Here is a 24,157-nt window from a genome sequence, read left to right on the forward strand (position 1 = left end):
CCGGGCACGGGGTGGGTGCCACTCGGCCGGGAACAGGCGTGACAGGTGCCCCGGCGAGCGCCCTGCACACAGCACGTTACCCAGTGCTCCACATTTCTGTGAAACCCCCTCTGACCTGCGATTTTGCTTGGATATCCAAGTAAATCGGGGAAGGCCCGGAAGGCACGCTGGTCACAGCCTTGCAGGAGGCCGGAGCAACGGCACGTTATCCCGGCCGGGCCGGGCACGGGAAGAGCGAACGCCCCCTACGGCACGGGGTGCCATAGGGGGCGTCACGGGGTGCCCCGGGCGGGGGCGGATCGTCCGGTCGAGGGGCGGGGAAGCCGGTCAGCCGCCCGAGCCGCCGGGCACTCCGGCATTGGCCCCGCCCGCGTCGCCGACGCCGCCCGGGCCGCCGGCTCCGCCGTTCTCCGCGCCGCCGTTCTCCGTGCCGCCGTCCTCGGTGCCGCCGTTCTCCGTGCCGCCGTCCTCGGTGCCGCCGTTCTCCGTGCCGCCGTCCCCGGTGCCGCCCGACTGGGTCGGCTGCGCGGACGGCGGCGGGGCGCTCGGCTCCTCGGTCTCGGTCTCGGCGTCCGTCGGATTCGCGGGCGGCGTGTACGGCTGGTCCCAGTTCCCGCCCGATCCCGTGCCCGGGTCGGTACCGGTCCCCGTACCGGGATCGGTCGTCTCCTCGGTCTCCTCGTCGGTCGGCGACTCGCTGGCCGTCTCCTCCTGGGTGCTCCGGGAGACCGACGGCGAGGGGTCGGTCTTGCCGCCCCCGCCCTCGCCGCCGCCGTCGTTGTTCAGCGCCAGGGCGACGCCGGCCGCGACGGCGATCACCGCGAGCACCGCGAGGATCCACAGCTTGCCGCGGCCGCTGCCCCGGTTGCCGTGGCCCTCGAAGCCGCCGTCGTCACCGCCGCCGTACCCGCCGGTGGGCAGGATCGGCTGCGGGATGGCGGCCGTGCCGGAGTGCTCCGGGTGCGGCATGACCGCCGTGCCGGCGAACCCGGCCGCGGGCGTGCGCGGGCCCTCGTGCATGTCCACCGGCCCGGTGTTCCAGGTGCCGGTGTGGCCGCCCTGCTCGTAGAGCATCTGCAGCGCGTACTGGACCAGTCCGCGCATCTCCTCGGCCGTCTGGAAACGGTCGTCCGGGTCCTTGGCGAGGGAGCGCATCACCAGCCCGTCCAGCTCGGGCGGGCAGGCGTCCGAGGCCTCCGAGGGGGGCGTGGGGATGTCCTGGACGTGCTGGTAGACCACCGACAGCGGCGTCTCGCCGGTGAACGGCGGACGCAGCGCCAGCAGTTCGTACATCAGGCAGCCGGTGGCGTACAGGTCGGAGCGGTGGTCGACGGCCTTGCCGAGCGCCTGCTCCGGGGAGAGGTACTGCGGGGTGCCCATGACCATGCCGGTCTGCGTCATCGTCGTGGACGCGCCGTGCATGGCGCGGGCGATGCCGAAGTCCATCACCTTCACGGCGCCGTTGTGGGTGATGATGACGTTGGCCGGCTTGATGTCGCGGTGCACGATGTTGTGCTGGTGCGAGTAGGCCAGGGCCTCCAGGACGCCCGAGACGATGATCAGCGCCTGCTCCGGGCCCGGGGCCTCCGCGTTCATCAGCAGGTCGCGGATGGTGCGGCCCTCGACCAGCTCCATCACGATGTACGGCACGGACTGGCCGCCCATCATGTCCTCGCCGGAGTCGTACACGGCGACGATCGCGTGATGGTTGAGGCCGGCCACCGACTGGGCCTCGCGCGTGAAGCGCGCCTTGGACACCGGGTCCTCGGCCAGGTCGGAGCGCAGCAGCTTGACGGCGACGGTACGCCCGAGGCGTACGTCCTCGGCGGCGAACACCTCGGCCATGCCGCCCCGGCCGAGCCGGTGCGTGAGCCGGTACCGGCCGTCGCCGACCAGCCCGCCGTTGCCCCAGTTGTCCGGCGCGTCCGACATGCCGCCGCCAGTCGCCTCGGGGTCGGACGGGCCCTGAGCGCGCTGCTGCTGTGCCATCAGTCCTCGCCGTCGTTTCTGCCCGCGGTGCGCGCGGTGTTGTCACGGTCTCCGTCGGCCACGCTACAGCCTCTGCCGGGGCCTTCGGTCCGGGACGGGCTGCCGGATCCGGCACGCGACGGACCGGTCATCAAACCCGCACTCCATACCGTCGTGCAAATTCCGTGTACCGGCGGGACGGCCGCTGTAACGCTTCCGCGACGCTTCTTTCGCGTACGGTCACGGAACGGGCACCACGCTTGACGTGTCGGTGCCCTGGGGCAGACTTGGCCGGGAATAGCGCTTTCGATCCACGACAGCGACGACGACAGGCTACGACGGGACAGGTCACCGACGGCGGTGCCGGACGCCGGAGAGGCTACGGGGGACGCGGAACATGAGCCAGGACGGCGCACAGGGCCGGCACACGGGGCGGGCGCTCGCGGGCGGACGCTACCAACTGCGGGACCTGCTCGGCCAGGGTGGCATGGCCTCGGTGCACCTCGCCTACGACACGGTGCTGGACCGCCAGGTCGCGATCAAGACGTTGCACACGGAACTCGGGCGGGAGCAGGCGTTCCGTGAGCGCTTCCGCCGCGAGGCCCAGTCCGTGGCGAAGCTCACGCACACCAACATCGTCTCGGTGTTCGACACCGGCGAGGACGACGTGGACGGCATGACGACGCCGTACATCGTCATGGAGTACGTCGAGGGCCGTCCGCTCGGCTCCGTGCTCGACGAGGACGTGCGGCAGCACGGCGCGATGCCCGCCGACAAGGCGCTGAGGATCACCGCCGACGTGCTGGCGGCGCTGGAGATCAGCCACGAGATGGGGCTGGTCCACCGCGACATCAAGCCCGGCAACGTGATGATGACCAAGCGCGGCGTGGTCAAGGTGATGGACTTCGGCATCGCCCGCGCCATGCAGTCCGGCGTGACGTCGATGACGCAGACCGGCATGGTCGTCGGCACCCCGCAGTACCTCTCCCCGGAGCAGGCGCTCGGCCGGGGCGTCGACGCGCGCTCCGACCTGTACTCGGTCGGCATCATGCTGTTCCAGCTGGTCACCGGCAGGCTGCCGTTCGACGCGGACTCCCCGCTCGCCATCGCCTACGCGCACGTGCAGGAGGAGCCCCCGGTCGCCTCCTCCGTCAACCGCTCGCTGCCGCCGGCCGTGGACGCGCTGATCGCCCGCGCGCTGAAGAAGAACCCGAACGAGCGCTTCCCCAGCGCGGAGGCCATGCGCGGGGAGTGCCTGCGGGTGGCGCAGTCCTTCCAGGCGGCCCCGCCCAGCATCGTGCCCGGCGGCCGGACGCCCAGCGGCGCCGGTGTCGGCTCCGCGGTCTTCCCGCCGGTCGACCGGTCCGGCCAGGCGCCCGCGGGCAGCGTCCAGACGCCGTACCAGCCGACGCCCCCGCCGCCGAACCCGTACGGCTCCCCCGCCCCGGCCACGCCCGCCCCGTCGTACGGCTACCCGCAGCAGGGCGGCTACCCGACGCCGTACGCCCAGCCGGGCCCGTCGACGCCCGCGCCGTACACGATCTCGCCGCAGGGCTCCGGCAGCGGCGGTGCGAGGCGCGGCCGGAACACTCCGGTGATCGTCGCCTCGGTCCTCGTCGCGGTGCTGGCGGTCGGCGGCCTGGTCACGGCGCTGGCGCTCAACAACGGGGACGACAAGGACCCGCGGGCGGGCGGCGCGTCCGCCTCGACGGCGAAGCCCGAGGGCTACCGAGGTCCGGACACGTCCAAGACGATCGACCCGGAGAAGTGCGAGGACCCGCAGGAGGCGTACAACGACCCCGACAAGGTCCAGCTGCCCGACTTCAAGTTCAAGCACATCGCCTCGGTGAAGGCGTGCTTCCAGGCCGCGGGCTGGGGCGGCAACCTCAAGATCGTCGAGGTGGACGAGAACACCTACGGCGAGGGGTCGGTCCGCGAGCAGTTCCCGCCGGCCGGCACCGACGTCGATCCGGAGGACATGCCGCAGATCACACTCAAGGTCTCGACGGGCAACCCGCCGACGTCCTGACCCGGCGGCTCCGCGCCCGCGAAGCGCCCGCACGCGTACGGAAGGGGCCCGGCACGGATGCCGGGCCCCTTCGGTGCGGTCGGTCGGGGGCGGTCCCCCGGTCCATGAGGCGGTTTACAGGTACGGGCCGCCCGAGCGGCCGCCCGGGTGGGAGTCCTCGGGTCCCTCGGCGACACCCGGCGGCAGCGCGCGGCGCATCTGCTCCAACTGGGCGCGCGCCGCCATCTGCTGGGCGAAGAGCGTCGTCTGGATCCCGTGGAAGAGTCCTTCCAGCCAGCCCACCAGCTGGGCCTGCGCGATGCGCAGCTCCGCGTCGCTGGGGGTGGCCTCGTCCGTGAAGGGCAGGGAGAGCCGCTCCAGCTCCTCGACCAGCTCCGGCGCCAGGCCGTCCTCGAGTTCCTTCACCGAACTGGCGTGGATCTCCTTGAGGCGGTTGCGGCTGGCCTCGTCGAGAGGAGCGGCGCGCACCTCCTCCAGCAGCTGCTTGATCATGCTGCCGATCCGCATGACCTTCGCCGGCTGCTCCACCTGCTCCGTCACCGGGGTCTCACGGGAGTCCTCGTCCCCCTTGCCGCCGCTGAGCGCCATACCGTCCTGGCCCACGACCAGGATCTGCGGATTCTCCGGCGACCGTTCGTTCCTCGGCATCTCCATTCGACCATTGTCGCGCACGCCCCCTCCCCGGCACGGTGCCGCCCCCGGAAGCGGCCGCCCCGCGGGGTCCTCCGGACGGCCCTGTCCGACATGCCGGTCCCGTCCGCCGGTGCGAGGCTGTCGGCGTCCATCCGGCCCATCTTGCCGACGGTGCGGCCGAGCACCGGCCGGCGCGGGAGGTCACGGCCGTGACTCCATCGCTGCGCACACTGGGGACGACGCTCGTTCTGGCGGCGGGCGCCGTGCTGACGCCGTACGGCCCCCTCGCGGGACCCCCGACCGCCGGCACGGCGTCCGGGGCGGAGCGCACGATCACCGGCACGGCGTCCGGGGCGGAGCGCACTCCGCCGGGTGCCGACAGCGCCGGGAGCGCCCAGGCGCGCGCGGTGCCCCGTTCCCCTTCCGCCTCCCCGTCGTCCTCGGTCTCGCCCTCGCCCTCCGTGTCCCGGACCGGAGGCGGGCCGGGCGAGGGACGCGACCGGCCCGGGCGGCGGGAGACGGCGGGGGAAGGGTCCCGGGACACCGCGCCGTCCCGGCGGGGCGCCGAGGAGGGCACGGGCCCCCGCGGGGCGGCCGGACGGCCGGACGGCGACGGGGCGCGGCGGCCCGACGCCCGGCTCGACGCGTCCGCCCCGGCGGAGGTGAGGGACGGCGCGGCGGAGGAGTCTCCTGCCGGTGACGCGGGCGGGGCCGCCCCGTCCGCGCCCGCCTCCTCGGCGGCGGCTCCGGTGCCCGCCGCCTCGTCGCCGGCCGCTGAGCCGGACGCGGTCGCGGGCACCGCCGCCGAACCGGTGCTGCGGATCCTGCCGCTGGGCAGCGGCCTGGTCCTCATCGGCCTCGGCTGCGCCCTCGCCCACCTGGGACTGCGGTTGCGTCAGGAACGCGGAGCGCGCTGACCCCGGCCTCGCCGGACTCAGTGGGGCGTGATCAGCAGGACCTTGCCGATGTGGGAGCTGTCCTCCACCACCCGGTGCGCCTCGGCGGCGTCCGGCATGGGGATCTCCCGGTCGATCACCGGACGGACGTGACCGCCGGACACCAGCGGCCACACGTGCTCCCGCACGGCCGCCACGATCGCGGCCTTCTCCTCCAGCGGGCGGGCGCGCAGGGTGGTGGCGGTGATCGCGGCGCGCTTGGCGAGCAGGGCGCCGATGTTCAGCTCGCCCTTCACCCCGCCCTGCATGCCGATGATCACGAGCCGGCCGTTCACGGCGAGGGCCTGCACGTTGCGGTCCAGGTACTTGGCGCCCATGTTGTCCAGGATGACGTCCGCGCCCCTGCCTTCGGTGGCCTCCCGCAGCTCGGCCACGAAGTCCTGCTCGCGGTAGTTGATCAGGATGTCCGCGCCCAGCTCGGCGCAGCGCTCCAGCTTCTCCTTCGTGCCCGCGGTGACGGCGACCTTCGCCCCGACGGCCTTGGCGAGCTGGATCGCCATGGTGCCGATGCCGCTCGATCCGCCGTGCACGAGGAACGTCTCGCCGGGGCGCAGGTGGGCGACCATGAAGACGTTCGACCACACCGTGCAGACCACCTCGGGCAGCGCGGCGGCCCGGTCGACGGTGAGCCCCTCGGGGACGGGCAGCAGCTGCCCCGCGGGGACGACCGCCTTCTCGGCGTAACCGCCGCCGGAGAGCAGCGCGCAGACCTCGTCGCCGACGGCCCAGCCGCTCACCCCGGGACCGATCCGGGCGATCCGGCCGGAGCACTCCAGGCCGGGGTGGGGGGACGTGCCGGGCGGCGGGTCGTAGAAGCCCTGGCGCTGCAGGATGTCGGCGCGGTTGACGGCCGCGGCCACCACGTCGACGAGGACCTCGCCCTCGCCGGCCACCGGATCGGGGACCTCGTCCCAGACCAGCGCCTCGGGCCCACCGGGTTCGGGAATCGTGATCGCATGCATGAGGGGGACGGTACTCCGGGAGGCGGTGCCCACGGCTCACCCCGGGGAGTCGCGTCCGCCCCCGGGAGTCGCATCCGTCCCCCCGGGGAGTCGCGTCCGCCCCCCGGAGCCCGGCGCGGACGCCGGAAAATCCGCGTGCGGGACCGATGAGTTTGCGCGACGGTGAAGGTCTGTCCATGCGTAGCCCACGTACGCGGAAGGACCCGAAGCATGAGCACGCAGACGTCCGGCCTGGCGATCGAGACCACGGGCCTGGTCAAGACCTTCGGCGAGACACGGGCCGTCGACGGCGTGGACCTCACGGTGCCCACCGGCACGGTCTACGGCGTCCTCGGGCCGAACGGCGCCGGCAAGACCACCACCGTGAAGATGCTCGCCACCCTGCTGCGCCCGGACGGCGGTGAGGCCCGTGTCTTCGGTCACGACGTCGTGCACGACGCCGACGCGGTCCGCTCCCGGGTGAGCCTCACCGGCCAGTACGCGTCGGTGGACGAGGACCTCACCGGCACCGAGAACCTGGTCCTGCTCGGCCGGCTGCTCGGGCACCGCAAGCCCGCGGCCCGTGAGCGTGCCGCCCAGTTGCTGGAGGCGTTCGGTCTCACCGAGGCGGCGGGCAGGCAGATCAAGCACTACTCGGGCGGCATGCGACGCCGCATCGACATCGCCGCGTCCATCCTCAACACCCCTGACCTGCTGTTCCTCGACGAGCCCACCACCGGCCTCGACCCGCGCAGCCGCAACCAGGTGTGGGACATCGTGCGCGCGGTCGTCGCCCAGGGCACCACGGTGCTGCTGACCACGCAGTACCTGGACGAGGCCGACCAGCTGGCGTCCCGCATCGCGGTGATCGACACGGGCCGGGTGATCGCCGAGGGCACCAAGGGCGAGCTCAAGGCGTCCGTGGGCGCCGGTTCCGTCCACGTGCGGCTGCGCGATCCCGACCGGCGCGGCGACGCCGAGCGGCTGCTGCGCGAGATGCTGCTCGCCGAGGTGCAGCTGGAACCCGACCCGGTGGCGCTCACCGCCCGGCTCAACGCCGCGACCAGCGACAGCGCCGCCGACCAGGCCGCACGGGCCCTCACCGAGCTGTCCCGGACCGGGATCACCGTCGACAACTTCTCCCTCGGCCAGCCGAGCCTCGACGAGGTCTTCCTCGCGCTGACCGGCCATGAGACCGGCGCCGAGGACGGCACCGGCACCGACACGAAGGACGAGGTGGCGGCATGAGCACGGCCACGAGCACGGAGACCAAGGAACTCGCGCCGGTCAGCACCGAGTCCCTGGCGGCCCTGCTGGTCGCCAAGGAGCGGCCGCAGCGGCCCAGCTCCCTGTCCACGTCCCTGACGTTCGGCTGGCGTGCCATGCTGAAGATCAAGCACGTGCCCGAGCAGCTCTTCGACGTCACCGCGTTCCCGATCATGAACCTGCTGATGTTCACGTACCTCTTCGGCGGTGCGCTGGCGGGGTCGCCGACGGACTACATCCAGTTCGTCCTGCCGGGCATCCTCGTGATGTCGGTCGTCATGATCACCATGTACACCGGCGTCTCGGTGAACATCGACATCGAGAAGGGCGTCTTCGACCGCTTCCGCTCACTGCCGATCTGGCGGCCCTCGGCGATGGTCGGCTACCTGCTCGGCGACGCCCTGCGCTACACCATCGCCTCCGTGATCATGCTGTGCATGGGCCTGCTGCTCGGCTACCGCGCCGACGGCGGCGTCCTCGGGGTGGTGGCCGGGATCGCGCTCCTGCTGCTGTTCTCGTTCGCCTTCTCGTGGATCTGGACGATGTTCGGGCTGCTGCTGCGCACCGAGAAGTCGGTGATGAGCGTCAGCATGATGGTGATCTTCCCGCTCACCTTCCTGTCCAACGTCTTCGTCGACCCGCGCACCATGCCCGGCTGGCTCCAGGCCTTCGTCAACAACAGCCCGGTGACCCATCTGGCCTCGGCGGTCCGCGGGTTGATGGCCGGCGACTGGCCGGCCGCCGACATCATGTGGACGCTGGGCTGGTCGGCCGTGTTCGTCGTCGTCTTCGGTCCGGTCACCATGCGGCTCTACAACCGCAAGTAGGGCGGTCCAGGGCAGCAGGGCGGTCCAGGACGCGGTACGGCCCCGAGGAGTCGAGCGAGTCGATCCTCGGGGCCGTCGCCTTGTGCGGCCACGGACTCGGGGCCGTCGCCTTGTGCGGCCGCGGAGACGGTTCTCAGCGGGCGGGAACGGCTCCCAGCCGCGGGAACGCCTCTCAGTTACGGAGAGGGCGGACGTCCGGGGCCACCTGAGTGACCGGTGTGGCCCGCATGATCGTGATCAGCCGGTCCGTCAGCTCCAGTGTTCCGACCTCCCGGTCGTCGTAGCCGAGCACCCGGTGCCCGCGTACGACGCTCACCACCAGGTCGTCCAGCTCCCGCGGGGTCTTCCCCACCTCGGCCTTTATGACCGGCCGTTCCACCACGTCCAGCCCGGTGCCCTGCTGGATCAGGTCCTCCATGACCATGCCCGCGGCCGGGCTCAGCACGGAGAGGCCCAGCAGCCGCCCGGCCGCGCTGGCGCTGGTGATGACCGCGTCGGCGCCCGACTGCTTGAGCAGCGGCGCGTTCTCCTCCTCGCGGACCGCGGCGACGATCTTCGCGTTCCGGTTGAGCTGGCGTGCCGTCAGCGTCACCAGGACCGCGGTGTCGTCGCGCTGGGTCGCGATGATGACCTGGCGGGCCCGCTGGAGCTCGGCCCGCTTCAACACCTCGCTGCGCGTCGCGTCGCCTATGACGCCCGCGTAGCCGTCCGCCGTGGCCGCGTCGATCGCCTTGGCGCTGGGATCGACCACCACGACCTGCTCCTTGCGGAGCCCCGTCGCACAGACCGTCCTGATCGCGGACCTTCCCTTGGTCCCGAATCCGACGACTACGGTGTGATCGCGCAACGTGGACCTCCAGCGGGTCAGTCGCCATTCCTCCCGGGTACGTTCGGTGAGGGCCTCGAGAGTGGTGCCGACCAGGATGATCAGGAACATCACCCGCAGCGGCGTGATGACGAAGATGTTGGTGAGCCGGGCCGCGTCCGTCACCGGCGTGATGTCGCCGTACCCCGTGGTGGAGAGGGTGACGGTCGCATAGTAGAACGCGTCGAGGAGATCGACGGGTCCGTCGGAGTTGTCGTGGTAGCCGTCGCGGTCGGCGTACACGATGAGCGCCGTCACCACGAGCACCAGCAAGGCCATCGACAGCCGCTTGGCGACCTGGCGGATCGGGTGCTCCACCAGTTTGCGCGGCAGCTTGACCCGATGGGTCACCAGATGTTCGTCGGCTTGACGGGCGATGACGTCCTGGCCCGGAAGTTTCACGTGAAACACACCCCGATTCCCCCGGACGCCCAGGGCAGGTCCAGCAGTTCCGCCTCCTGTCCGGGCTTGGCGCCCCCCGGCGGTACGACGGCCAGCGCGTCCGCCGCGGCGATCCCGCGCAGCATGGCCGGACCGTTGTAGAGCAACGGCAGCGCCCGGTCACCGCGCAGGGCGACGGGAACCAGCCGCGTGTCGTGCGGGTGCCCCTGCACCGCGTCCCTGAGGGGCAGTGTGTACCCCTCCGAGGCGGGACGGGCCGCGAGGGTCCGCAGCAGCGGCTCGGCGAGGGTGACCAGACCGGACACGGCCGCGAGCGGGTTGCCCGGCAGGCCGACGAGGTACTGCTTCCCCGTGATCCTGGCCAGCAGCATCGGGTGACCGGGACGCACCGCGACCCCGTCCACCAGCAGCTCGGCGCCGAGCCGCCGCAGAGTGGGGTGCACATGGTCGACCGGGCCCGCGGCGGTGCCGCCCGTGGTGACCACGACATCGGCGTCGCAGGCCGTCAGCGCCTGGCGCAGGGCGTCCTCGTCGTCCCCGACCCGCCGTACGTCGACGACATCGGCGCCGAGCGCGCGCAGCCACGGCGGCAGCAGCGGGCCCAGCGCGTCCCGGATCAGCCCGTCGTGCGGCAGGCCCTCCCCGAGCAGTTCGTCGCCGAGCACGCACACGGCGACACGGGGGCGGGGGACGACGGTGAGCGTGTCGTACCCGGCGGCCGCGGCCATGCCGAGCACCGGCGGGGTCACCAGCGTGCCCGCGGGCAGCAACTGGTCGCCGTTGCGGCACTCCTGGCCGCGCGGGCGGATGTCCTGGCCGTGCGAGACGGTGTGCGGCGCCCGGGTGGCGGCGGTGGCGTACAGCCGGCCCTTGTCGTCGGTGCGGCCGTGCTCGCTGCGGAGCACGGCGGTGGTGTCCGGCGGGACACGGGCGCCGGTGGCGATCCGGACGGCCTCCCCGTCGGTCAGCGGCGCGTGCGCGGTGTGCCCGGCGAGGACGCCCTCCTCCCGTACGTCCCAGGGGCCGGGGCCGGAGACCGCCCAGCCGTCCATCGCGGAGGTGTCGAACGACGGCAGGTCGGTCAGCGCGATCAGCGGGGCGGCCAGGGTGAGGCCGAGCGCGGAGGACAGCGGGACCGGGACGGGGGTGAGGTACCCGGTGCGGTGGCCGCCGCCCCGGCAGGGGGCGCGTCCGGCGATCGCGCGGGCCTCCGCCCAGTCGGTGCCGTCGCGGTGCGCGGGAGCGCCGGGGGCGGGGGCGCCGGAGGAGGCGGGGGCGCCGTGGGTGCGGGCGCCGGACGGGCGGGCACCGGGGGCGTGGGAGCCGTTCACGAGGGCGAGCGCCTCCTCGACGTCGAGGTCGTCGGCGTCCGCACCGGCCCGGGGCGTGCGCGCGGTCATCCGGCGTCCGTGCGGGTCTCGGGTTCCGCGCCGCCCGAGGGGGAGGCGGGGGCGGTGGCGTCCTGGGTGTCCTCCTCGGCCCAGCGGTTGGCCAGCGCGACGGCCTTGCGGGCCGCCTCGGCCACGGCGTCGGCGTCACCACCCGCCCGCGCGGCCGCGAAACCGACGAGGAAGGTGGTCAGCGGGGCGGCCGGCCGCGCCACCCCGTGGGCGGCGTCCCGGGCCAGGTCGAGCAGCACGCCGGTGTCGACGTCCAGGTCGATGCCCAGCTCGTCCTTGACTGCGGAGATCCATTCGTCCAACACGTGTCCATGCTCCCTGATGCGTGCCCTGGCAGTGGCGATGTCGTCCCAGGTGTCGCAGTCGAAGGACGCCACCGGGCCGGAGATACGGAGAAGGTCGAGGGCGCCGGTGAGCCGGCGCACGGGCAGCCCGGCCGCGCCGCCGTGCCGGGCGGTGAGCACGGCCAGCTCACGGCGCAGGGAACCGGTGCGGTACGCGGCCACCAGCGGCTGGTCCCGGCCGTCGGAGTCGGTCAGCAGCACGCCGTCGGCCGCGCCTCGGCGCAGGGCGTCCAGCAGTGCGGCGACGGTGCGGCCGTCGAGGAAGGGCAGGTCGGCGGAGAGCAGCACGACGTGCTCGGCGGTGACGTGCCGCAGTCCGGCGTCGAGGGCGGCGAGAGGACCGCCGCCCGGCGGGTCCTCGCGGGCCCAGGTGACGGGGCGCGCGGTGGGGCGGGGACCGGCCACGACCACCGTGGTGCGGGCGTCGGCGCAGGCCGCGAGCACCCGGTCGAGCAGCGGCCGTCCGCCGACCCGCACGGCCGGCTTGTCGGCACCGCCCAGCCGCCGGGCCGCACCGCCGGCGAGCACGACGGCGTCGTACGCGGTGTCGTGCGCGATGCTGTGCGCGGTGTCGGGCACAGCGGCGGGCGCAGTGGCGGGCGGCTGGTGCTCGGTCATCCCCCGAGTATGCGTGCCCCCGCGATCACAGGGAACGCGGGGGCACTCAGGGGCGCGTGGGAAGAGGTGGGCGGCCCGCCGGGGGACGGGGAGGCCGGACGGCGGGCCGGTGAGGAAGGACGGCGGGTCGGTGAGAACGGACGGAGGACCCGCCAGGCCGGACGGCGGGCCGGTGAGGCCGGACGGAGGACCCGCCAGGCCGGACGGAGGACCCGCCAGGCCGGGCGGAGGACCCGCCAGGCCGGGCGGAGGACCCGCCAGGCCGGGCGGTCCCGGTCACAGCGTCCGCAGCAGCACCGCCGGCTGTTCCACGCAGTCGGCCACGTACCGCAGGAATCCGCCCGCCGTGCCGCCGTCGCACACCCGGTGGTCGAAGGTGAGCGAGAGCTGCACGACCTGCCGGACCGCCAGCTCGCCCTCGTGCACCCACGGCTTGGGGACGATGCGGCCGACGCCGAGCATGGCGGCCTCGGGGTGGTTGATGATCGGCGTGGACCCGTCGACGCCGAACACCCCGTAGTTGTTCAGGGTGAACGTGCCGCCGGTGAGCTGCGCGGGCGTCAGCGTGCCCGCGCGTGCCGCCTCGGTCAGCCGGGCGAACTCCGCCGTCAGCGACTCCGCGTCCCGCGCGTGCGCGTCGCGGACCACGGGGACGACCAGTCCTCGCTCGGTCTGCGCCGCGAACCCGAGGTGCACGTCCGCGTACCGGACGATCTCCCTGGCCCCGGTGTCCACCGAGGCGTTCAGCTCCGGGTAGCGGGCGAGGGCGGCCGTGCAGATCCGGGCCAGCAGCGCCAGCACGGAAATCTTCGGTCCGCCCGCCGCGTTCATCGCGGCCCTGGTCCGCATCAGCTCCGTCGCGTCGGCGTCCACCCAGCAGGTCGCGTCCGGTATCTCGGTGCGGCTGCGGGAGAGCTTGTCGGCGACGGCGCCGCGGATGCCCTTGAGGGGGACGCGGGTGACCGACGGGGTGCTCCCGGAGGACGCGGCCGGCGCCGGGGTGGCCGCCGGGACCGGTGCGGCGGCGGTGGCCGCTGTGTCCGTGCGGTCCTGGGACGCGGCGGCTCGCAGCGCGTGCTCCACGTCCGCGCGCAGGATCAGCCCGTCGGGGCCGGAACCGGTCAGCTCCCGCAGGTCCAGGCCGTTCTGCCGGGCCAGCCTGCGGACCAGCGGGGAGATCACGGGGACCGGGCCGTCCGCCGGGGCCTTGCCGCCGCCGGACTGCGGGCCGGGCGTGCCCTGCGGGGTGTCCGCCGGCCGCGTCGCCCGCGCGGGCTCCGTCGTCCTGGGCCGCCCGTTCACCGCGGGGCCGGCGGAGCGGACCCGGCGGCGCCGGGCCGGAGCGTGCGAGGTGCCGTAGCCGACCAGCACGTTGCCGGAGCCCTCGGCGGCCGGCTTCCGGCCGCTCGCGCCGTCGGAGCCCGCGGTGTCCGCGCCGGCCGGGTCCCCGGCCGGGCGGCCGTCCGCCGTCTCCCCGACCGCCACCGTCAGCAGCGGGGCGCCCACCGGCAGTTCGGTGCCCTCCGCGCCGAAGCGGGCGGTGACCACACCGCCGTAGGGGCAGGGCACCTCCACCATCGCCTTGGCCGTCTCGACCTCGACGACCGGCTGGTCCACGACGACCACGTCACCGACCTCGACCAGCCAGCGCACGATCTCCGCCTCGGTGAGCCCCTCACCGAGGTCGGGCAGCTTGAACTCCAGCACCTGTGCCATCAGCTCTCGGCCTCCCACTGCAGACGCCCCACGGCGTCCAGGATCCGGTCCACACCGGGCAGGTGGTGACGCTCCAGCATCGGCGGCGGGTACGGCAGGTCGAACCCGGCCACGCGCAGCACCGGCGCCTCCAGGTGGTGGAAACAGCGCTCCGTGATCCGGGCCGCGATCTCCCCGCCGGGGCCGCCGAAACCGCCCGACTCGTGGACGACGACCGCGCGTCCCGTCCGTCGCACCGAGGCGCACACCGTCTCGTCGTCGAACGGCACCAGTGAGCGCAGGTCGACGACCTCCAGGTCCCAGCCCTCGGCCTCGGCCGCCTCGGCCGCCTCCATGCAGACGGGGAGGGACGGCCCGTAGGTGATGAGGGTGGCGCTCCGGCCGGAGCGACGCACCACCGCGCGGCCGATCGGCTCGACGGCCGTCGGCTCCTCCGGGTTCCAGGCGTCCTTGGACCAGTAGAGCCGCTTGGGCTCCAGGAAGACCACCGGGTCGTCGGAGGCGATGGACGCCCGCAGCAGGCCGTACGCGTCGGCGACGGTCGCGGGCGTGACGACATGGAGCCCCGGAGTTGCCATGTAGTACGCCTCGGACGCGTCGCTGTGGTGCTCGACGCCGCCGATGCCGCCGCCGTAGGGGATGCGGATCGTGAGGGGGAGCGGCATCGTGCCGCGGGTGCGGTTGCGCATCTTCGCCACGTGCGAGACGAGCTGCTCGAACGCGGGATAGGCGAAGGCGTCGAACTGCATCTCCACGACCGGCCGCAACCCGTACATGGCCATGCCGACGGCCGTGCCGAGGATGCCCGCCTCGGCCAGCGGCGTGTCCGTGCAGCGGTCCTCGCCGAACTCCTTGGCCAGGCCGTCGGTGATGCGGAAGACGCCACCGAGCGTGCCGACGTCCTCGCCCATGACGTGCACGGACGGGTCGTCGGTCATGGCGTCGCGCAGCGCGCGCGTGAGGGCCTGCGCCATGGTGGCGGGCTTCACGGCGACGGTGGTCATGGCCGCGCTCCTTCCGCTTCGGCCTCGGCCGCCAGCTCGGCCCGCAGCTGCTCGCGCTGCTCCAGCAGCTGGGGGGTGGGCTCGGCGTAGACGTGCGTGAACAGGTCCATGGGGTCGAGCTCCGCGTCCTGGTTCATGCGGGCGCGCAAGGACGCGGCCATGGTCTCGGCGTCCTGCCGGGCGGTCTCGACGCCGGCCTCGTCCAGCAGGCCGCGGCCGGTCAGCTCCCGCTCCAGCAGGGTGATCGGGTCGTGCTGTCTCCACGTCTCGACCTCGGCGTCGCCGCGGTAGCGGGTCGCGTCGTCGGCGTTGGTGTGGGCGTCCACGCGGTAGGTGACCGCCTCGACCAGGGTCGGCCCGCCGCCCGCGCGGGCGCGGCGCACCGCGTCGGCGAGGACCTCGTGCACGGCGGCCGCGTCGTTGCCGTCGACCAGGCGGCCGGGCATGCCGTAGCCGACGGCCTTGTGGGCCAGCGACGGGGCCGCGGTCTGCTTGGCGAGCGGGACGGAGATCGCGAAGCCGTTGTTCTGGACGAGGAAGACGACCGGGGCCTGCCAGACGGCTGCGAAGTTCAGCGCCTCGTGGAAGTCGCCCTCGCTGGTGCCGCCGTCGCCGACCAGGGCGAGCGCCACCACGTCGTCGCCCTTGAGGCGGGCGGCGTGGGCGAGACCGACGGCGTGGGGCAGCTGGGTGGCGAGCGGGGTGCTCAGCGGGGCCACCCGGTGCTCGTAGGGGTCCCAGCCGCTGTGCCAGTCGCCGCGCAGCAGGGTGAGGGTCTCGACCGGGTCCACGCCGCGCGCGACGACCGCGAGGGTGTCGCGGTAGCTCGGGAACAGCCAGTCGCGCTCCTCGAGCACCAGGGCGGCGGCGACCTCGCACGCCTCCTGGCCGGTGCTGGAGGGGTAGACCGCGAGACGGCCCTGCTTCGTGAGGGCGGTGGCCTGCGCGTTGTAGCGGCGGCCCTTCACCAGCTCCGCGTACAGCCGGCGCAGCAGCTCGGGGTCGGCCTCCGCCGCCGCCTCGGTGCCGAGCACGCGGTACGGCTCCGCGTCGGGCAGCAGGGGGCCGGGATCGGTGCGGGGCTGCCAGGCGGGCGGCGGGGTCGGCCGGTAGGCCCCCCGCTGCTCCATGACCGTCATGACGGCACCTCCTCGTGGGACGACTGACGGAGGCGCGGCGTCTGTGACGCGCCTCACCAACCGATTGTTCGGTCGTCGGCACATTTTGGCTACGGGTGGCACCAGGCTGTGGACAAACGGTTCTCCACACCATGGGATAGAGGCAGGACGTCCACGGCTGAGAGGTGGGGGCGGGTGGCATCTGAACAAATGGCCGAGGGCCAGGAGGGGACGGGGCCGCTGCCGCCGGCGCGGCCTCTCGACGCGATCGACCAGGACATCCTGCGGATGCTGCAGGCGGACGGCCGCGCGTCGGTACGGTCGGTCGCCGAGCGGGTGCACGTCTCCCGGGCGAACGCCTACGCGCGCATCAACCGGCTCGTGGAGGACGGCGTCATCCGGGGTTTCGGCGCCCGCGTCGACCACGAACGCGCCGGTCACGGCACATCGGCCTACATCACCCTGAAGATCGTGCAGAACACCTGGCGCACGGTGCGCGAGCAGCTCAGGCAGCTCCCGGGCGCCTCGCACATCGCCCTGGTGGGCGGGGACTTCGACGTACTGCTGCTGGTGCACACACCGGACAACCGGGCACTGCGCGAGCTGGTGCTGACCCGGATCCAGGCCATTCCCGAGGTGCTCAGCACCCGCACGCTGCTGGTGTTCGAGGAGGAGGACCTGGAGCCGCAGTGGTGACCCGGAGGCTCCGGCGCCGCGGGAACGGTCCGGACGTCCGGCCCTCTGTCACGCCGTACCAGGATCTCGTGCCGTCCGGCGGCTTCCGGAAGGACGTCTCCAGCGGCAGCGAGCACAGGGGCGGGCCGTCCGCCGCCCTCCGGCCGTCCACCGGCGCGGTCCTCACCGGCGGCCGTCTCCCCCCTTGCGCAGTCCTCCGAAGGCGAGCTGCGCCACCGCGTCGGCCACCTCGCGCTCGTTCATGCCGCGCCCGTCCGGCCGGTACCACTCCACGATGGAGTTGATCATGCCGAAGACCAGGCGGGTCACCAGCCGCACCTCTATGTCCTCCCGCACGTCCCCGTCGGCCGCCGCGGCCTTCAGCAGCTCGGCCACCCGGTGGTCGAACTCGCGCCGCCGCTCCAGCGCCCAGCGCTCGGTGTCCGTGTTGCCGCGCACCCTCAGCAGCAGCGTCACGTAGGGAAGTTCGGCGATCAGCACCTCGACCATGCGCCGTACGACGTACTCCAGGCGCTCGGCGGCGCGCCCCACCCGCGCGTGCTCCTCCTCGAGGATCCCGAAGAGACCGTCCAGCGCCCGGCTCACCGCGCGGCGCAGCAGCTCCTCCTTGCCGGCCACGTGGTGGTAGATCGACGACTTGGAGATCCCGGCGGCCTTGGAGAGGTGCTCCATGGACGTGCCGTCGTAGCCGCGTTCGTTGAACACCTGGACCGCCACGGACAGCAGCGTCTCCGGGGTGTAGGTGTCCCGCTTGGCGGTGGTCATGGGGTGTCCTCCGGCTGGTCGGCGGCGCACGCGTACCGGTAGAGCGCGAGGGACGGCGCGTACCTGCCGGACGGGTCCACCTCGTGCAGTTCGTCCAGCAGGGACCCGGCCCAGCCGCGGCCGAGGCGGCGGCTCCACTCGAACGGCCCGAGGGGGTAGTTCACACCGAGCCGCATCGCGGTGTCGATGTCCTCCTCGGTGGCGACGCCCTTGGCGACCGCGTCGACGGCGAGGTCGATGATCCGGGCCACCGTCCGCGCGACGATCATCCCGGGGACGTCCCCGATGACGCTCACCTTCTTGCCGAGCGCCTGGAACAGCCCGGTGGCCTGGGCGACCGTCGCCGCGGAGGTGTGCGCGGCGTGGGACAGGGCGATGCGCGTGGCCCTGCGGTAGTCCAGCGCCAGGTCGAAATAGACCACGTCACGGAACTCCACGGAGGTCTGTCCGTCGGCCAGGACCAGCTGACCGCCGCTCGGCAGCACCAGGCGGGTGCCGTTGTCCTCCTCGGCCTCGCGCACCTCGATGCCCGCCCCGCGGATCAGGTCGAGCAGCTCCGCCGCGGGCCCGAGGCCGCCCTCGGCGACGACGTACGCGGGCGGCTCGGCGGGCTCGGCGGTGTGCGGCTCGGGGCGCTGGGCGCCCTCCCGGTGGTCGTACCAGCCGCGGCCGGTCTTGCGGCCGAGGCGGCCGGACTCGACCAGCCGGCGCTGCGCCAGGGACGGCTGGAAGCGCACGTCCTGGAAGAAGGCCTGCCACACCGAGTGAGTCACGGACTCGTTGACGTCCTGACCGATGAGGTCGGTCAGCTCGAAGGCGCCCATCCGGAAGCCGCCCGACTCGCGCAGCACCGCGTCGATGGTGGCCGGGTCGGCGCCCTGCGACTCGTACACCGCGAAGGCCTCGGCGTAGAAGGGGCGCGCGATGCGGTTGACGATGAAGCCGGGGGTGTCGGCGCAGGCGACCGGCGTCTTCCCCCAGGCGCGGGCCGTCTCGTACGCGCGCGTGGCGGAGGTGACGTCGGTGGCGAAGCCGGAGACGACCTCGACGAGCGGCAGCAGCGGCGCCGGGTTGAAGAAGTGCAGGCCGACGAAGCGGCCGGGGACGCGCAGCGCGCCGCCGATCGCGGTGACCGACAGGGAGGAGGTGTTGGTGGCGAGGAGGCAGTCGTCGGCGACGACGTCCTCCAGCGCCCGGAACAGCTCCTGCTTGACGTCGAGGCGCTCCACGACCGCCTCGACGACGAGGGAGCAGCCGGCGAGGCCGGGCAGGTCGTCGACGGGAGTCAGACGGGCGCGGGCCGCGTCCCGCTCGTCCGCGGTGAGGCGCTCCTTCTCCACCAGGCGGTCGAGCCGGGCGCCGATCGTGTCGGCGGCCTTGCGGGCCTGGCCGGGGGCGGCGTCGTACAGCCGCACGGGATGGCCCGCGACCAGCGCGACCTGGGCGATTCCCTGCCCCATGGTGCCGGTGCCGACCACGGCCACGGGACTGCTGAGGTCGAGTGCTGTCATGTGCGCGATCCTCCCGCACGGTGTTTTCCACAGATGCGGCGGACCCCCTTGTCCCGACCGATCGTTCGGTTACTCTAACTCTGACCGCCCGTTCCTGACTACGTTTCCGCACAGGTCCAAGAGCTCGACGAAGAGTTCCTGAGACGAGGAGTTGGTCCCCCATGGCCGCCGAACTCACCGCGCCCGAGCTGATCGCCCGCCACCGTCCCACCCTGGACCAGGCCCTGGAAGCGATCCGCACGCGCGCGTACTGGTCCCCCCACCCCGAGCACCCGAAAGCGTACGGGGAGAACGGCAGCCTGGACATGGCCGCGGGCAAGGCCGCCTTCGACGCCCTGCTCGGCACCCGCATCGACCTGGACCAGCCCGGCACGGACGGCTGGGTGGACGGCGAGACCTCCCCGTACGGCGTCGAGCTGGGCACGAGCTACCCGCACGCGGACCTGGACGTGCTGCTGCCCGCCATGAAGGCCGGGATGCGCGCCTGGCGGGACGCGGGCGCGGAGACCCGCGCGGTGGTCTGCCTGGAGATCCTCCGGCGGATCAGCGACCGGACCATGGAGTTCGCCCAGGCGGTCATGCACACCTCCGGCCAGGCGTTCATGATGGCGTTCCAGGCCGGCGGCCCGCACGCGCAGGACCGCGGCATGGAGGCGGTGGCCTACGCGTACGCGGAGCAGGTGCGCACGCCCGACACCGCGGAGTGGACCAAGCCGCAGGGCAAGCGCGACCCGCTCGCCCTCACCAAGAGCTTCGTCCCGGTCCCGCGCGGCATCGGCCTGGTCATCGGCTGCAACACCTTCCCGACGTGGAACGGCTACCCGGGCCTGTTCGCCTCCCTGGCCACGGGCAACGCGGTCCTGGTCAAGCCGCATCCGCGCGCGGTGCTGCCGCTCGCGCTCACCGTCCAGGCCGCCCGCCAGGTGCTCACCGAGGCCGGCTTCGACCCCAACCTGGTCGCGCTGGCCGCCGAGCGGCCCGGCGAGGGCATCGCCAAGACGCTCGCCACGCGCCCGGAGATCCGGATCATCGACTACACCGGCTCCACCGAGTTCGGCGACTGGCTGGAGAGCAACGCGCGCCAGGCGCAGGTGTACACGGAGAAGGCCGGCGTCAACACGGTCGTCGTGGAGTCGACCGGCGACTACAAGGGGATGCTGTCCAACCTGGCGTTCTCCCTGTCCCTGTACAGCGGCCAGATGTGCACCACCCCGCAGAACCTGCTGGTCCCCCGCGACGGCATCACCACCGACCAGGGCCCCAAGTCCTTCGACGAGGTCGCCGCCGACCTGGCCGAGGCGGTCGACGGCCTGCTCGGTGACGACGCCCGCGCAAGCGCCCTGCTGGGCGCGATCGTCAACCCGGACGTCAAGGCCCGCCTGGAGGCCGCCACCGAGCTCGGCGAGGTCGCGCTCGCCTCCCGCGAGATCACCCACCCGGAGTTCCCGGGCGCGGTGGTGCGCACGCCGGTGATCGTGAAGCTGGACGGCTCCAAGCCGGACGCCGAGGCCGCCTACATGAGCGAGTGCTTCGGCCCGGTCTCCTTCGTGGTCGCCGTCGACTCCGCCGCCGACGCGACGGAGCTGCTGCGGCGCACGATCCGCGAGAAGGGCGCGATGACCGTCGGCGCGTACACGACCTCCCCGGAGGTCGAGGAGGCCGTGCGGGAGGTCTGCCTGGAGGAGGCCGCCCAGCTCTCGCTGAACCTCACCGGCGGGGTCTACGTCAACCAGACGGCCGCCTTCTCCGACTTCCACGGCTCCGGCGGCAACCCGGCGGCCAACGCGGCCCTGTGCGACGGCGCCTTCGTCGCCAACCGCTTCCGGGTGGTCGAGGTGCGCCGCGAGGCCTGAGCCGCCTCAGGCGGATGCGCCCCCGGTGGCGCTCCAGTGGTACAGCGTCATGGCCACACTGGTCGCGAGGTTGTAGCTGGAGACCTGGGGGCGCATCGGCAGCGCCACCAGATGGTCGGCCCGCTCCCGCAGCTCGGCCGTGAGACCGGTGCGCTCCGACCCGAAGGCGAGCAGCGCGTCGTCCGGCAGCTTCAGGGAGCGGATGTCCTCGCCCTCCGGGTCCAGCGCGAAGACCGGTCCGGGCGGCAGCTCGTCCACGGTGAGGCGTTCCACGGCGGTGGCGAAGTGCAGCCCCGCCCCGCCGCGCACCACGGTGGGGTGCCAGGGGTCCAGCGTCCCGGTGGTGACGACGCCGGTCGCCCCGAAGCCGGCGGCCAGCCGGACCACGGCCCCCGCGTTGCCCAGGTTGCGCGGCTGGTCCAGGACCACCACGGGCGCGGTGCGCGGCGCGCGCGCCAGCCTCGTCAGGTTGCCCGCGCGGTCCGGCCGCACGGCGAGCGCCGCGACGGCCGTGGGGTGCGGACGCGTCACCAGCGAGGCGTACGTCCCGTACGGCACCTCCGTCAGCAGCGCCGCCAGCGTGTCCCGCACGTCCTCGGCCAGCTCGTCGGCGAGCGCCAGGGCGGCGGCCCGGTCGGCGGTGAGCGCGACGAGCACCTCGGCGCCGAAGCGCACGGCGTGCTTGAGGGCGTGGAAGCCGTCGAGCAGCACCGCGTCCGGGGCGGCCCGGCGCCATGCGGCCACCGGGCCGGCCGGTGACGCGGCGGACAGGTCGTGGACGGGGTCGCTCATGCCGAGCAGCCTACGTGCGCGGGCCCGGCGCTCCGCCGGCCGCCGGGCCGGCCTCCGGGCAGGTCTTCGCGCGGCTCACGGCGGGCGGACCGTGCGGGCGCCGCGGCGGCGGGGGCGGGGCCGCGTCCCCGCGCGGGCGCGGCCGTCCCCGCGCGCGTGCCGCCAGGCGGCCGGTCCGGCGCAGGAAGGACGTGGGCAGGAAGACCGCGTCGGCCGCGATCATCGCCAGGGAGAAGAAGGGCAACCCGAGCACCACGGCGATCACCGCGTGCTCCAGGATCATGAAGCTCAGCAGGGCGTTCTTGACCCGTCGGTTGAACAGCGTGAACGGGAAGGCGACCTGCACGACGACGGTCACATAGGTCACCAGCATCACCAGAGTGCCGCTGGCGGTGAGCAGCTCCGCCAGCGATGGCCAGGGGGAGAAGTACTCCAGGTGCAGCGGGTAGTGGACCGCGGTGCCGTCCTGCCAGCGGGAGCCCTGCACCTTGTACCAGCCGGCCGTGGCGTAGATCAGGCACGTCTCCGCCATGATCACCAGCAGCGCGCCGTTGTGCACGACGTTCGCGACGACGTCCAGCAGGATCCGCGGCTGCTCCGTCCTCGCCGGCCGCCCGGCCAGCCACCACACCGCCTGCCCGAGCCACACGGCCCACAGCAGCGCGGGTATGAACCGGTCCCCGTCCGTCCGGCCCGCCAGCGACCCCAGGAGCAGCACGATGCCGAGCACCGCCCACAGCGCGGGGCCCACCCGGTCGCGCGGCCGCTCCCCGCGCGCGCGTGCCCCGGCGGCCCGGTGCGCCCGCCGGGCGTCCAGGGACCAGACCCGGCCGCAGCGGGTGAAGACCAGGTAGATCGCCATGATGTGCAGGACGTTGTCACCGCCGTCGCCCATGAAGACGCTGCGGTTCTGCAGCGTCAGGACGCCCACCATGAACAGCGCCGCCATGGTGCGGGTGCGCCAGCCGAGCAGCAGCAGGAGGCTGAACAGCACGGCCAGCGCGTAGACCGCCTCGAACCAGATCCGGCTGTCCGACCAGAGCAGCACGGTGAAGGCGTCGTTCGAGGCGACCAGCTGGGCGGCGAGGTCCCAGGCCCAGGGACTGTCGGGGCCGTAGAGCTCCTGCCGGTGGGGGTACTCACGCAGCAGGAACAGCAGCCAGGTGAGGCCGAAGCCGATGCGCAGCACGGCGGTCTGGTACGGACCGAGGGCGGAGTCGGTGACCCGGGCGATCGCTTGGTGGACCGCCGGCGAGAAGCGGTTCACCCGATGCCTCCCCGGGTCTCGTCCTCGGGCAGCGACCACCAGGGCAGCACGCGGTACACGGTCTCGCCCGACACCTTCTCCTCGCTCCACGACGGCGGCGGCACGTCGGTGGTGCGCGAGCGGACCTGGACCCGGGCGACCTCGCCGTCCGCTCCCGCCGCGTCCGCCCGGTCCAGGCGCATGACCATGATCCGCCGCAGGTACGTCTCGGACAGCGCCCCGCGCAGACCCACCGGGCGGTTGTCGTCGTCGTGCGTGGAGACGTAGAAGTCCCAGGCGCGGCGCAGCTCGTTCTGCTGGGTGTGGCTGGGCGCCGGGTTGCCGTCGATGTCGCGTCCGTCCTGGGCCGACAGGTCGTACCAGCCGGTGGTGCGGCTGGCGCCGTCCGGCGTGCGGATCTCTGCCCTGACCTGCACGGACACGTTCTGCTGCAGCGGGTTCGGCGCGAACAGCTTCCAGTTCTGCTCGAACTCCGGGTAGATCCAGTCGGCGATGGTCTCGCTGTGCTTCCTGCTCACCGTGTTCGGCGGCGCGACGTGCAGGAACGTCATCCCGAGGTGCACGCACACCACGACGGCGACGACCGCGAGGGTGAGCGCGACGCCGATCCGGTAGCGCAGGGAGAGGGCGGCGACTCCGGTGCGGGGGTCGCCGAAGTCGCCGCTCAGCGGCTGCGCGCCGGGCTGTTCCTCTCCGGCCACTCCGGTGCGGGGTTCGCCGGAGTCGCCGCTCAGCGGCTGCGCGCCGCCCTGGGCGCGAGCGGCCCTCTCCTCGCTGTCCGGTGACGCCTCCGGCCGCGGTACGACGGGCTCGTCCGGTTCGTCCGCCGGCGCCGCGGGTCCGGGCAGCGGGGCGCGCGGCCCCGGCGTGCCCGGCTCCGCGGGCCCGTGCCGGGCGTCCGAGCCCTTGTCCTGCGCGTCCATTCCGCCCCGATCCCCGAGTTCCCCGGTCCCTTGCCGCGTCCGCCCGGCCGCGAGCCCTCGCGATGCGGGGCACGGCCGCTCCGCCGCGTCGCACGGAACGGTACTCAGCCCCGGCCGCCCGGGCACAGTCCCGTCGGCGCTCCGTCCCGTGGCGGTCGCCATACCCGGTCTCCGGGCGGCCGCCGGCGGCCGGCACCGGCAGGTTATCCACAGCGGTTGACACCTCGCGGCCCCCGTCTCACCATGGAACCGCACGAACCGAA

The 24,157-nt window shown here is 73.5% G+C and carries 20 protein-coding genes; 6 read left to right on the forward strand and 14 right to left on the reverse strand.

The genetic code is table 11. The features are described from left to right. Nucleotides 1-327 precede the first annotated feature (327 nt). A complete protein-coding gene (locus tag C1708_RS16110) occupies nt 328-1,989 on the reverse strand; it encodes a protein kinase domain-containing protein (protein WP_106413340.1) in 1,662 nt (553 codons plus the stop codon). 376 nt (nt 1,990-2,365) lie between these two features. Here C1708_RS16110 and C1708_RS16115 point away from each other — a divergent pair, with 376 nt between their 5' ends. After that, on the forward strand, nt 2,366-3,997 hold the full coding sequence (locus C1708_RS16115) for a protein kinase domain-containing protein (protein ID WP_106413341.1): 1,632 nt from the start codon (nt 2,366-2,368) through the stop codon (nt 3,995-3,997). Between the two features lie 114 nt (nt 3,998-4,111). Here C1708_RS16115 and C1708_RS16120 read toward each other — a convergent pair whose 3' ends face one another. Beyond that, entirely contained in the window at nt 4,112-4,651 is a 540-nt protein-coding gene (locus C1708_RS16120; protein WP_106413342.1) for a bacterial proteasome activator family protein, read from the reverse strand. 188 nt (nt 4,652-4,839) lie between these two features. On the opposite strand from C1708_RS16120, the gene C1708_RS16125 reads away from it, so the two are divergent. Beyond that, nucleotides 4,840-5,547, forward strand: a complete 708-nt coding sequence (locus C1708_RS16125; RefSeq protein WP_133169067.1) for a hypothetical protein — start codon at nt 4,840-4,842, stop codon at nt 5,545-5,547. A 17-nt stretch (nt 5,548-5,564) separates the two neighbouring features. Here C1708_RS16125 and C1708_RS16130 read toward each other — a convergent pair whose 3' ends face one another. Beyond that, nucleotides 5,565-6,548: an NAD(P)H-quinone oxidoreductase gene (locus C1708_RS16130; protein ID WP_106413344.1), complete on the reverse strand. Its 984-nt coding sequence runs from the start codon at nt 6,546-6,548 to the stop codon at nt 5,565-5,567. Between the two features lie 210 nt (nt 6,549-6,758). Between C1708_RS16130 and C1708_RS16135 the strand changes: the two genes are divergently transcribed. Both C1708_RS16135 and C1708_RS16140 read left to right on the forward strand, forming a co-directional pair. Then, on the forward strand, nt 6,759-7,775 hold the full coding sequence (locus tag C1708_RS16135) for an ATP-binding cassette domain-containing protein (protein ID WP_106413345.1): 1,017 nt from the start codon (nt 6,759-6,761) through the stop codon (nt 7,773-7,775). Further along, nucleotides 7,772-8,620: an ABC transporter permease gene (locus C1708_RS16140; protein ID WP_106413346.1), complete on the forward strand. Its 849-nt coding sequence runs from the start codon at nt 7,772-7,774 to the stop codon at nt 8,618-8,620. The genes C1708_RS16135 and C1708_RS16140 overlap by 4 nt, the downstream gene beginning before the upstream one ends. 172 nt (nt 8,621-8,792) lie before the next feature. Here the strand turns inward: C1708_RS16140 and C1708_RS16145 are convergent, their stop codons facing one another. The 6 genes from C1708_RS16145 to pdhA form a co-directional block, all read right to left on the reverse strand. Beyond that, nucleotides 8,793-9,887: a potassium channel family protein gene (locus C1708_RS16145; protein ID WP_106413347.1), complete on the reverse strand. Its 1,095-nt coding sequence runs from the start codon at nt 9,885-9,887 to the stop codon at nt 8,793-8,795. After that, nucleotides 9,884-11,287 carry a molybdopterin molybdotransferase MoeA gene (locus C1708_RS16150; RefSeq protein WP_106413348.1) on the reverse strand — a complete coding sequence of 468 codons (1,404 nt, stop codon included), beginning with the start codon at nt 11,285-11,287 and terminating at the stop codon, nt 9,884-9,886. Before C1708_RS16150 ends, C1708_RS16145 begins: the two co-directional genes overlap by 4 nt. Then, nucleotides 11,284-12,249, reverse strand: coding sequence for an NTP transferase domain-containing protein (locus C1708_RS16155; protein WP_106413349.1), 966 nt, complete (start codon nt 12,247-12,249; stop codon nt 11,284-11,286). Before C1708_RS16155 ends, C1708_RS16150 begins: the two co-directional genes overlap by 4 nt. Before the next feature lie 276 nt (nt 12,250-12,525). After that, on the reverse strand, nt 12,526-13,965 hold the full coding sequence (locus tag C1708_RS16160) for a dihydrolipoamide acetyltransferase family protein (protein WP_106413350.1): 1,440 nt from the start codon (nt 13,963-13,965) through the stop codon (nt 12,526-12,528). Beyond that, on the reverse strand, nt 13,965-14,969 hold the full coding sequence (locus C1708_RS16165) for an alpha-ketoacid dehydrogenase subunit beta (protein ID WP_106413351.1): 1,005 nt from the start codon (nt 14,967-14,969) through the stop codon (nt 13,965-13,967). Before C1708_RS16165 ends, C1708_RS16160 begins: the two co-directional genes overlap by 1 nt. Continuing rightward, complete coding sequence (gene pdhA, locus C1708_RS16170; protein WP_106413352.1) at nt 14,966-16,108, reverse strand: pyruvate dehydrogenase (acetyl-transferring) E1 component subunit alpha; 1,143 nt, start codon at nt 16,106-16,108, stop codon at nt 14,966-14,968. The genes C1708_RS16165 and pdhA overlap by 4 nt, the downstream gene beginning before the upstream one ends. 189 nt (nt 16,109-16,297) lie before the next feature. Here pdhA and C1708_RS16175 point away from each other — a divergent pair, with 189 nt between their 5' ends. Further along, complete coding sequence (locus tag C1708_RS16175) at nt 16,298-16,783, forward strand: Lrp/AsnC family transcriptional regulator (RefSeq protein WP_106413353.1); 486 nt, start codon at nt 16,298-16,300, stop codon at nt 16,781-16,783. Between the two features lie 162 nt (nt 16,784-16,945). Here C1708_RS16175 and C1708_RS16180 read toward each other — a convergent pair whose 3' ends face one another. Beyond that, entirely contained in the window at nt 16,946-17,548 is a 603-nt protein-coding gene (locus tag C1708_RS16180; RefSeq protein WP_106413354.1) for a TetR/AcrR family transcriptional regulator, read from the reverse strand. Next, a complete protein-coding gene (locus C1708_RS16185) occupies nt 17,545-19,059 on the reverse strand; it encodes a 3-hydroxyacyl-CoA dehydrogenase (RefSeq protein WP_106413355.1) in 1,515 nt (504 codons plus the stop codon). Before C1708_RS16185 ends, C1708_RS16180 begins: the two co-directional genes overlap by 4 nt. A gap of 161 nt (nt 19,060-19,220) precedes the next feature. Between C1708_RS16185 and paaN the strand changes: the two genes are divergently transcribed. Next, nucleotides 19,221-20,912 (forward strand): phenylacetic acid degradation protein PaaN, encoded by a 1,692-nt coding sequence (gene paaN, locus C1708_RS16190; RefSeq protein ID WP_106413356.1) that lies wholly within the window; start codon nt 19,221-19,223, stop codon nt 20,910-20,912. 6 nt (nt 20,913-20,918) lie between these two features. Here paaN and C1708_RS16195 read toward each other — a convergent pair whose 3' ends face one another. The 3 genes from C1708_RS16195 to C1708_RS16205 are packed head-to-tail and all read right to left on the reverse strand — an operon-like array spanning nt 20,919 to nt 23,894. Then, entirely contained in the window at nt 20,919-21,704 is a 786-nt protein-coding gene (locus C1708_RS16195) for a TrmH family RNA methyltransferase (protein WP_106413357.1), read from the reverse strand. Between the two features lie 10 nt (nt 21,705-21,714). Beyond that, complete coding sequence (locus C1708_RS16200) at nt 21,715-22,971, reverse strand: HTTM domain-containing protein (protein ID WP_241911269.1); 1,257 nt, start codon at nt 22,969-22,971, stop codon at nt 21,715-21,717. Continuing rightward, complete coding sequence (locus tag C1708_RS16205) at nt 22,968-23,894, reverse strand: DUF5819 family protein (protein ID WP_106413358.1); 927 nt, start codon at nt 23,892-23,894, stop codon at nt 22,968-22,970. The genes C1708_RS16200 and C1708_RS16205 overlap by 4 nt, the downstream gene beginning before the upstream one ends. Nucleotides 23,895-24,157 lie beyond the last annotated feature (263 nt).

The organism is Streptomyces sp. DH-12, from assembly GCF_002899455.1.
Lineage (GTDB): Bacteria > Actinomycetota > Actinomycetes > Streptomycetales > Streptomycetaceae > Streptomyces.

Bases quoted from the DNA above. Each gene is read 5' to 3' on its own strand.
- C1708_RS16110 (WP_106413340.1), bottom strand. From the start codon at position 1,989: ATGGCACAGCAGCAGCGCGCTCAGGGCCCGTCCGACCCCGAGGCGACT.
- C1708_RS16115 (WP_106413341.1), top strand. From the start codon at position 2,366: ATGAGCCAGGACGGCGCACAGGGCCGGCACACGGGGCGGGCGCTCGCG.
- C1708_RS16120 (WP_106413342.1), bottom strand. From the start codon at position 4,651: ATGGAGATGCCGAGGAACGAACGGTCGCCGGAGAATCCGCAGATCCTG.
- C1708_RS16130 (WP_106413344.1), bottom strand. From the start codon at position 6,548: ATGCATGCGATCACGATTCCCGAACCCGGTGGGCCCGAGGCGCTGGTC.
- C1708_RS16135 (WP_106413345.1), top strand. From the start codon at position 6,759: ATGAGCACGCAGACGTCCGGCCTGGCGATCGAGACCACGGGCCTGGTC.
- C1708_RS16140 (WP_106413346.1), top strand. From the start codon at position 7,772: ATGAGCACGGCCACGAGCACGGAGACCAAGGAACTCGCGCCGGTCAGC.
- C1708_RS16150 (WP_106413348.1), bottom strand. From the start codon at position 11,287: ATGACCGCGCGCACGCCCCGGGCCGGTGCGGACGCCGACGACCTCGAC.
- C1708_RS16155 (WP_106413349.1), bottom strand. From the start codon at position 12,249: ATGACCGAGCACCAGCCGCCCGCCACTGCGCCCGCCGCTGTGCCCGAC.
- C1708_RS16160 (WP_106413350.1), bottom strand. From the start codon at position 13,965: ATGGCACAGGTGCTGGAGTTCAAGCTGCCCGACCTCGGTGAGGGGCTC.
- C1708_RS16165 (WP_106413351.1), bottom strand. From the start codon at position 14,969: ATGACCACCGTCGCCGTGAAGCCCGCCACCATGGCGCAGGCCCTCACG.
- pdhA (WP_106413352.1), bottom strand. From the start codon at position 16,108: ATGACGGTCATGGAGCAGCGGGGGGCCTACCGGCCGACCCCGCCGCCC.
- C1708_RS16175 (WP_106413353.1), top strand. From the start codon at position 16,298: ATGGCCGAGGGCCAGGAGGGGACGGGGCCGCTGCCGCCGGCGCGGCCT.
- C1708_RS16180 (WP_106413354.1), bottom strand. From the start codon at position 17,548: ATGACCACCGCCAAGCGGGACACCTACACCCCGGAGACGCTGCTGTCC.
- C1708_RS16185 (WP_106413355.1), bottom strand. From the start codon at position 19,059: ATGACAGCACTCGACCTCAGCAGTCCCGTGGCCGTGGTCGGCACCGGC.
- paaN (WP_106413356.1), top strand. From the start codon at position 19,221: ATGGCCGCCGAACTCACCGCGCCCGAGCTGATCGCCCGCCACCGTCCC.
- C1708_RS16195 (WP_106413357.1), bottom strand. From the start codon at position 21,704: ATGAGCGACCCCGTCCACGACCTGTCCGCCGCGTCACCGGCCGGCCCG.
- C1708_RS16205 (WP_106413358.1), bottom strand. From the start codon at position 23,894: ATGGACGCGCAGGACAAGGGCTCGGACGCCCGGCACGGGCCCGCGGAG.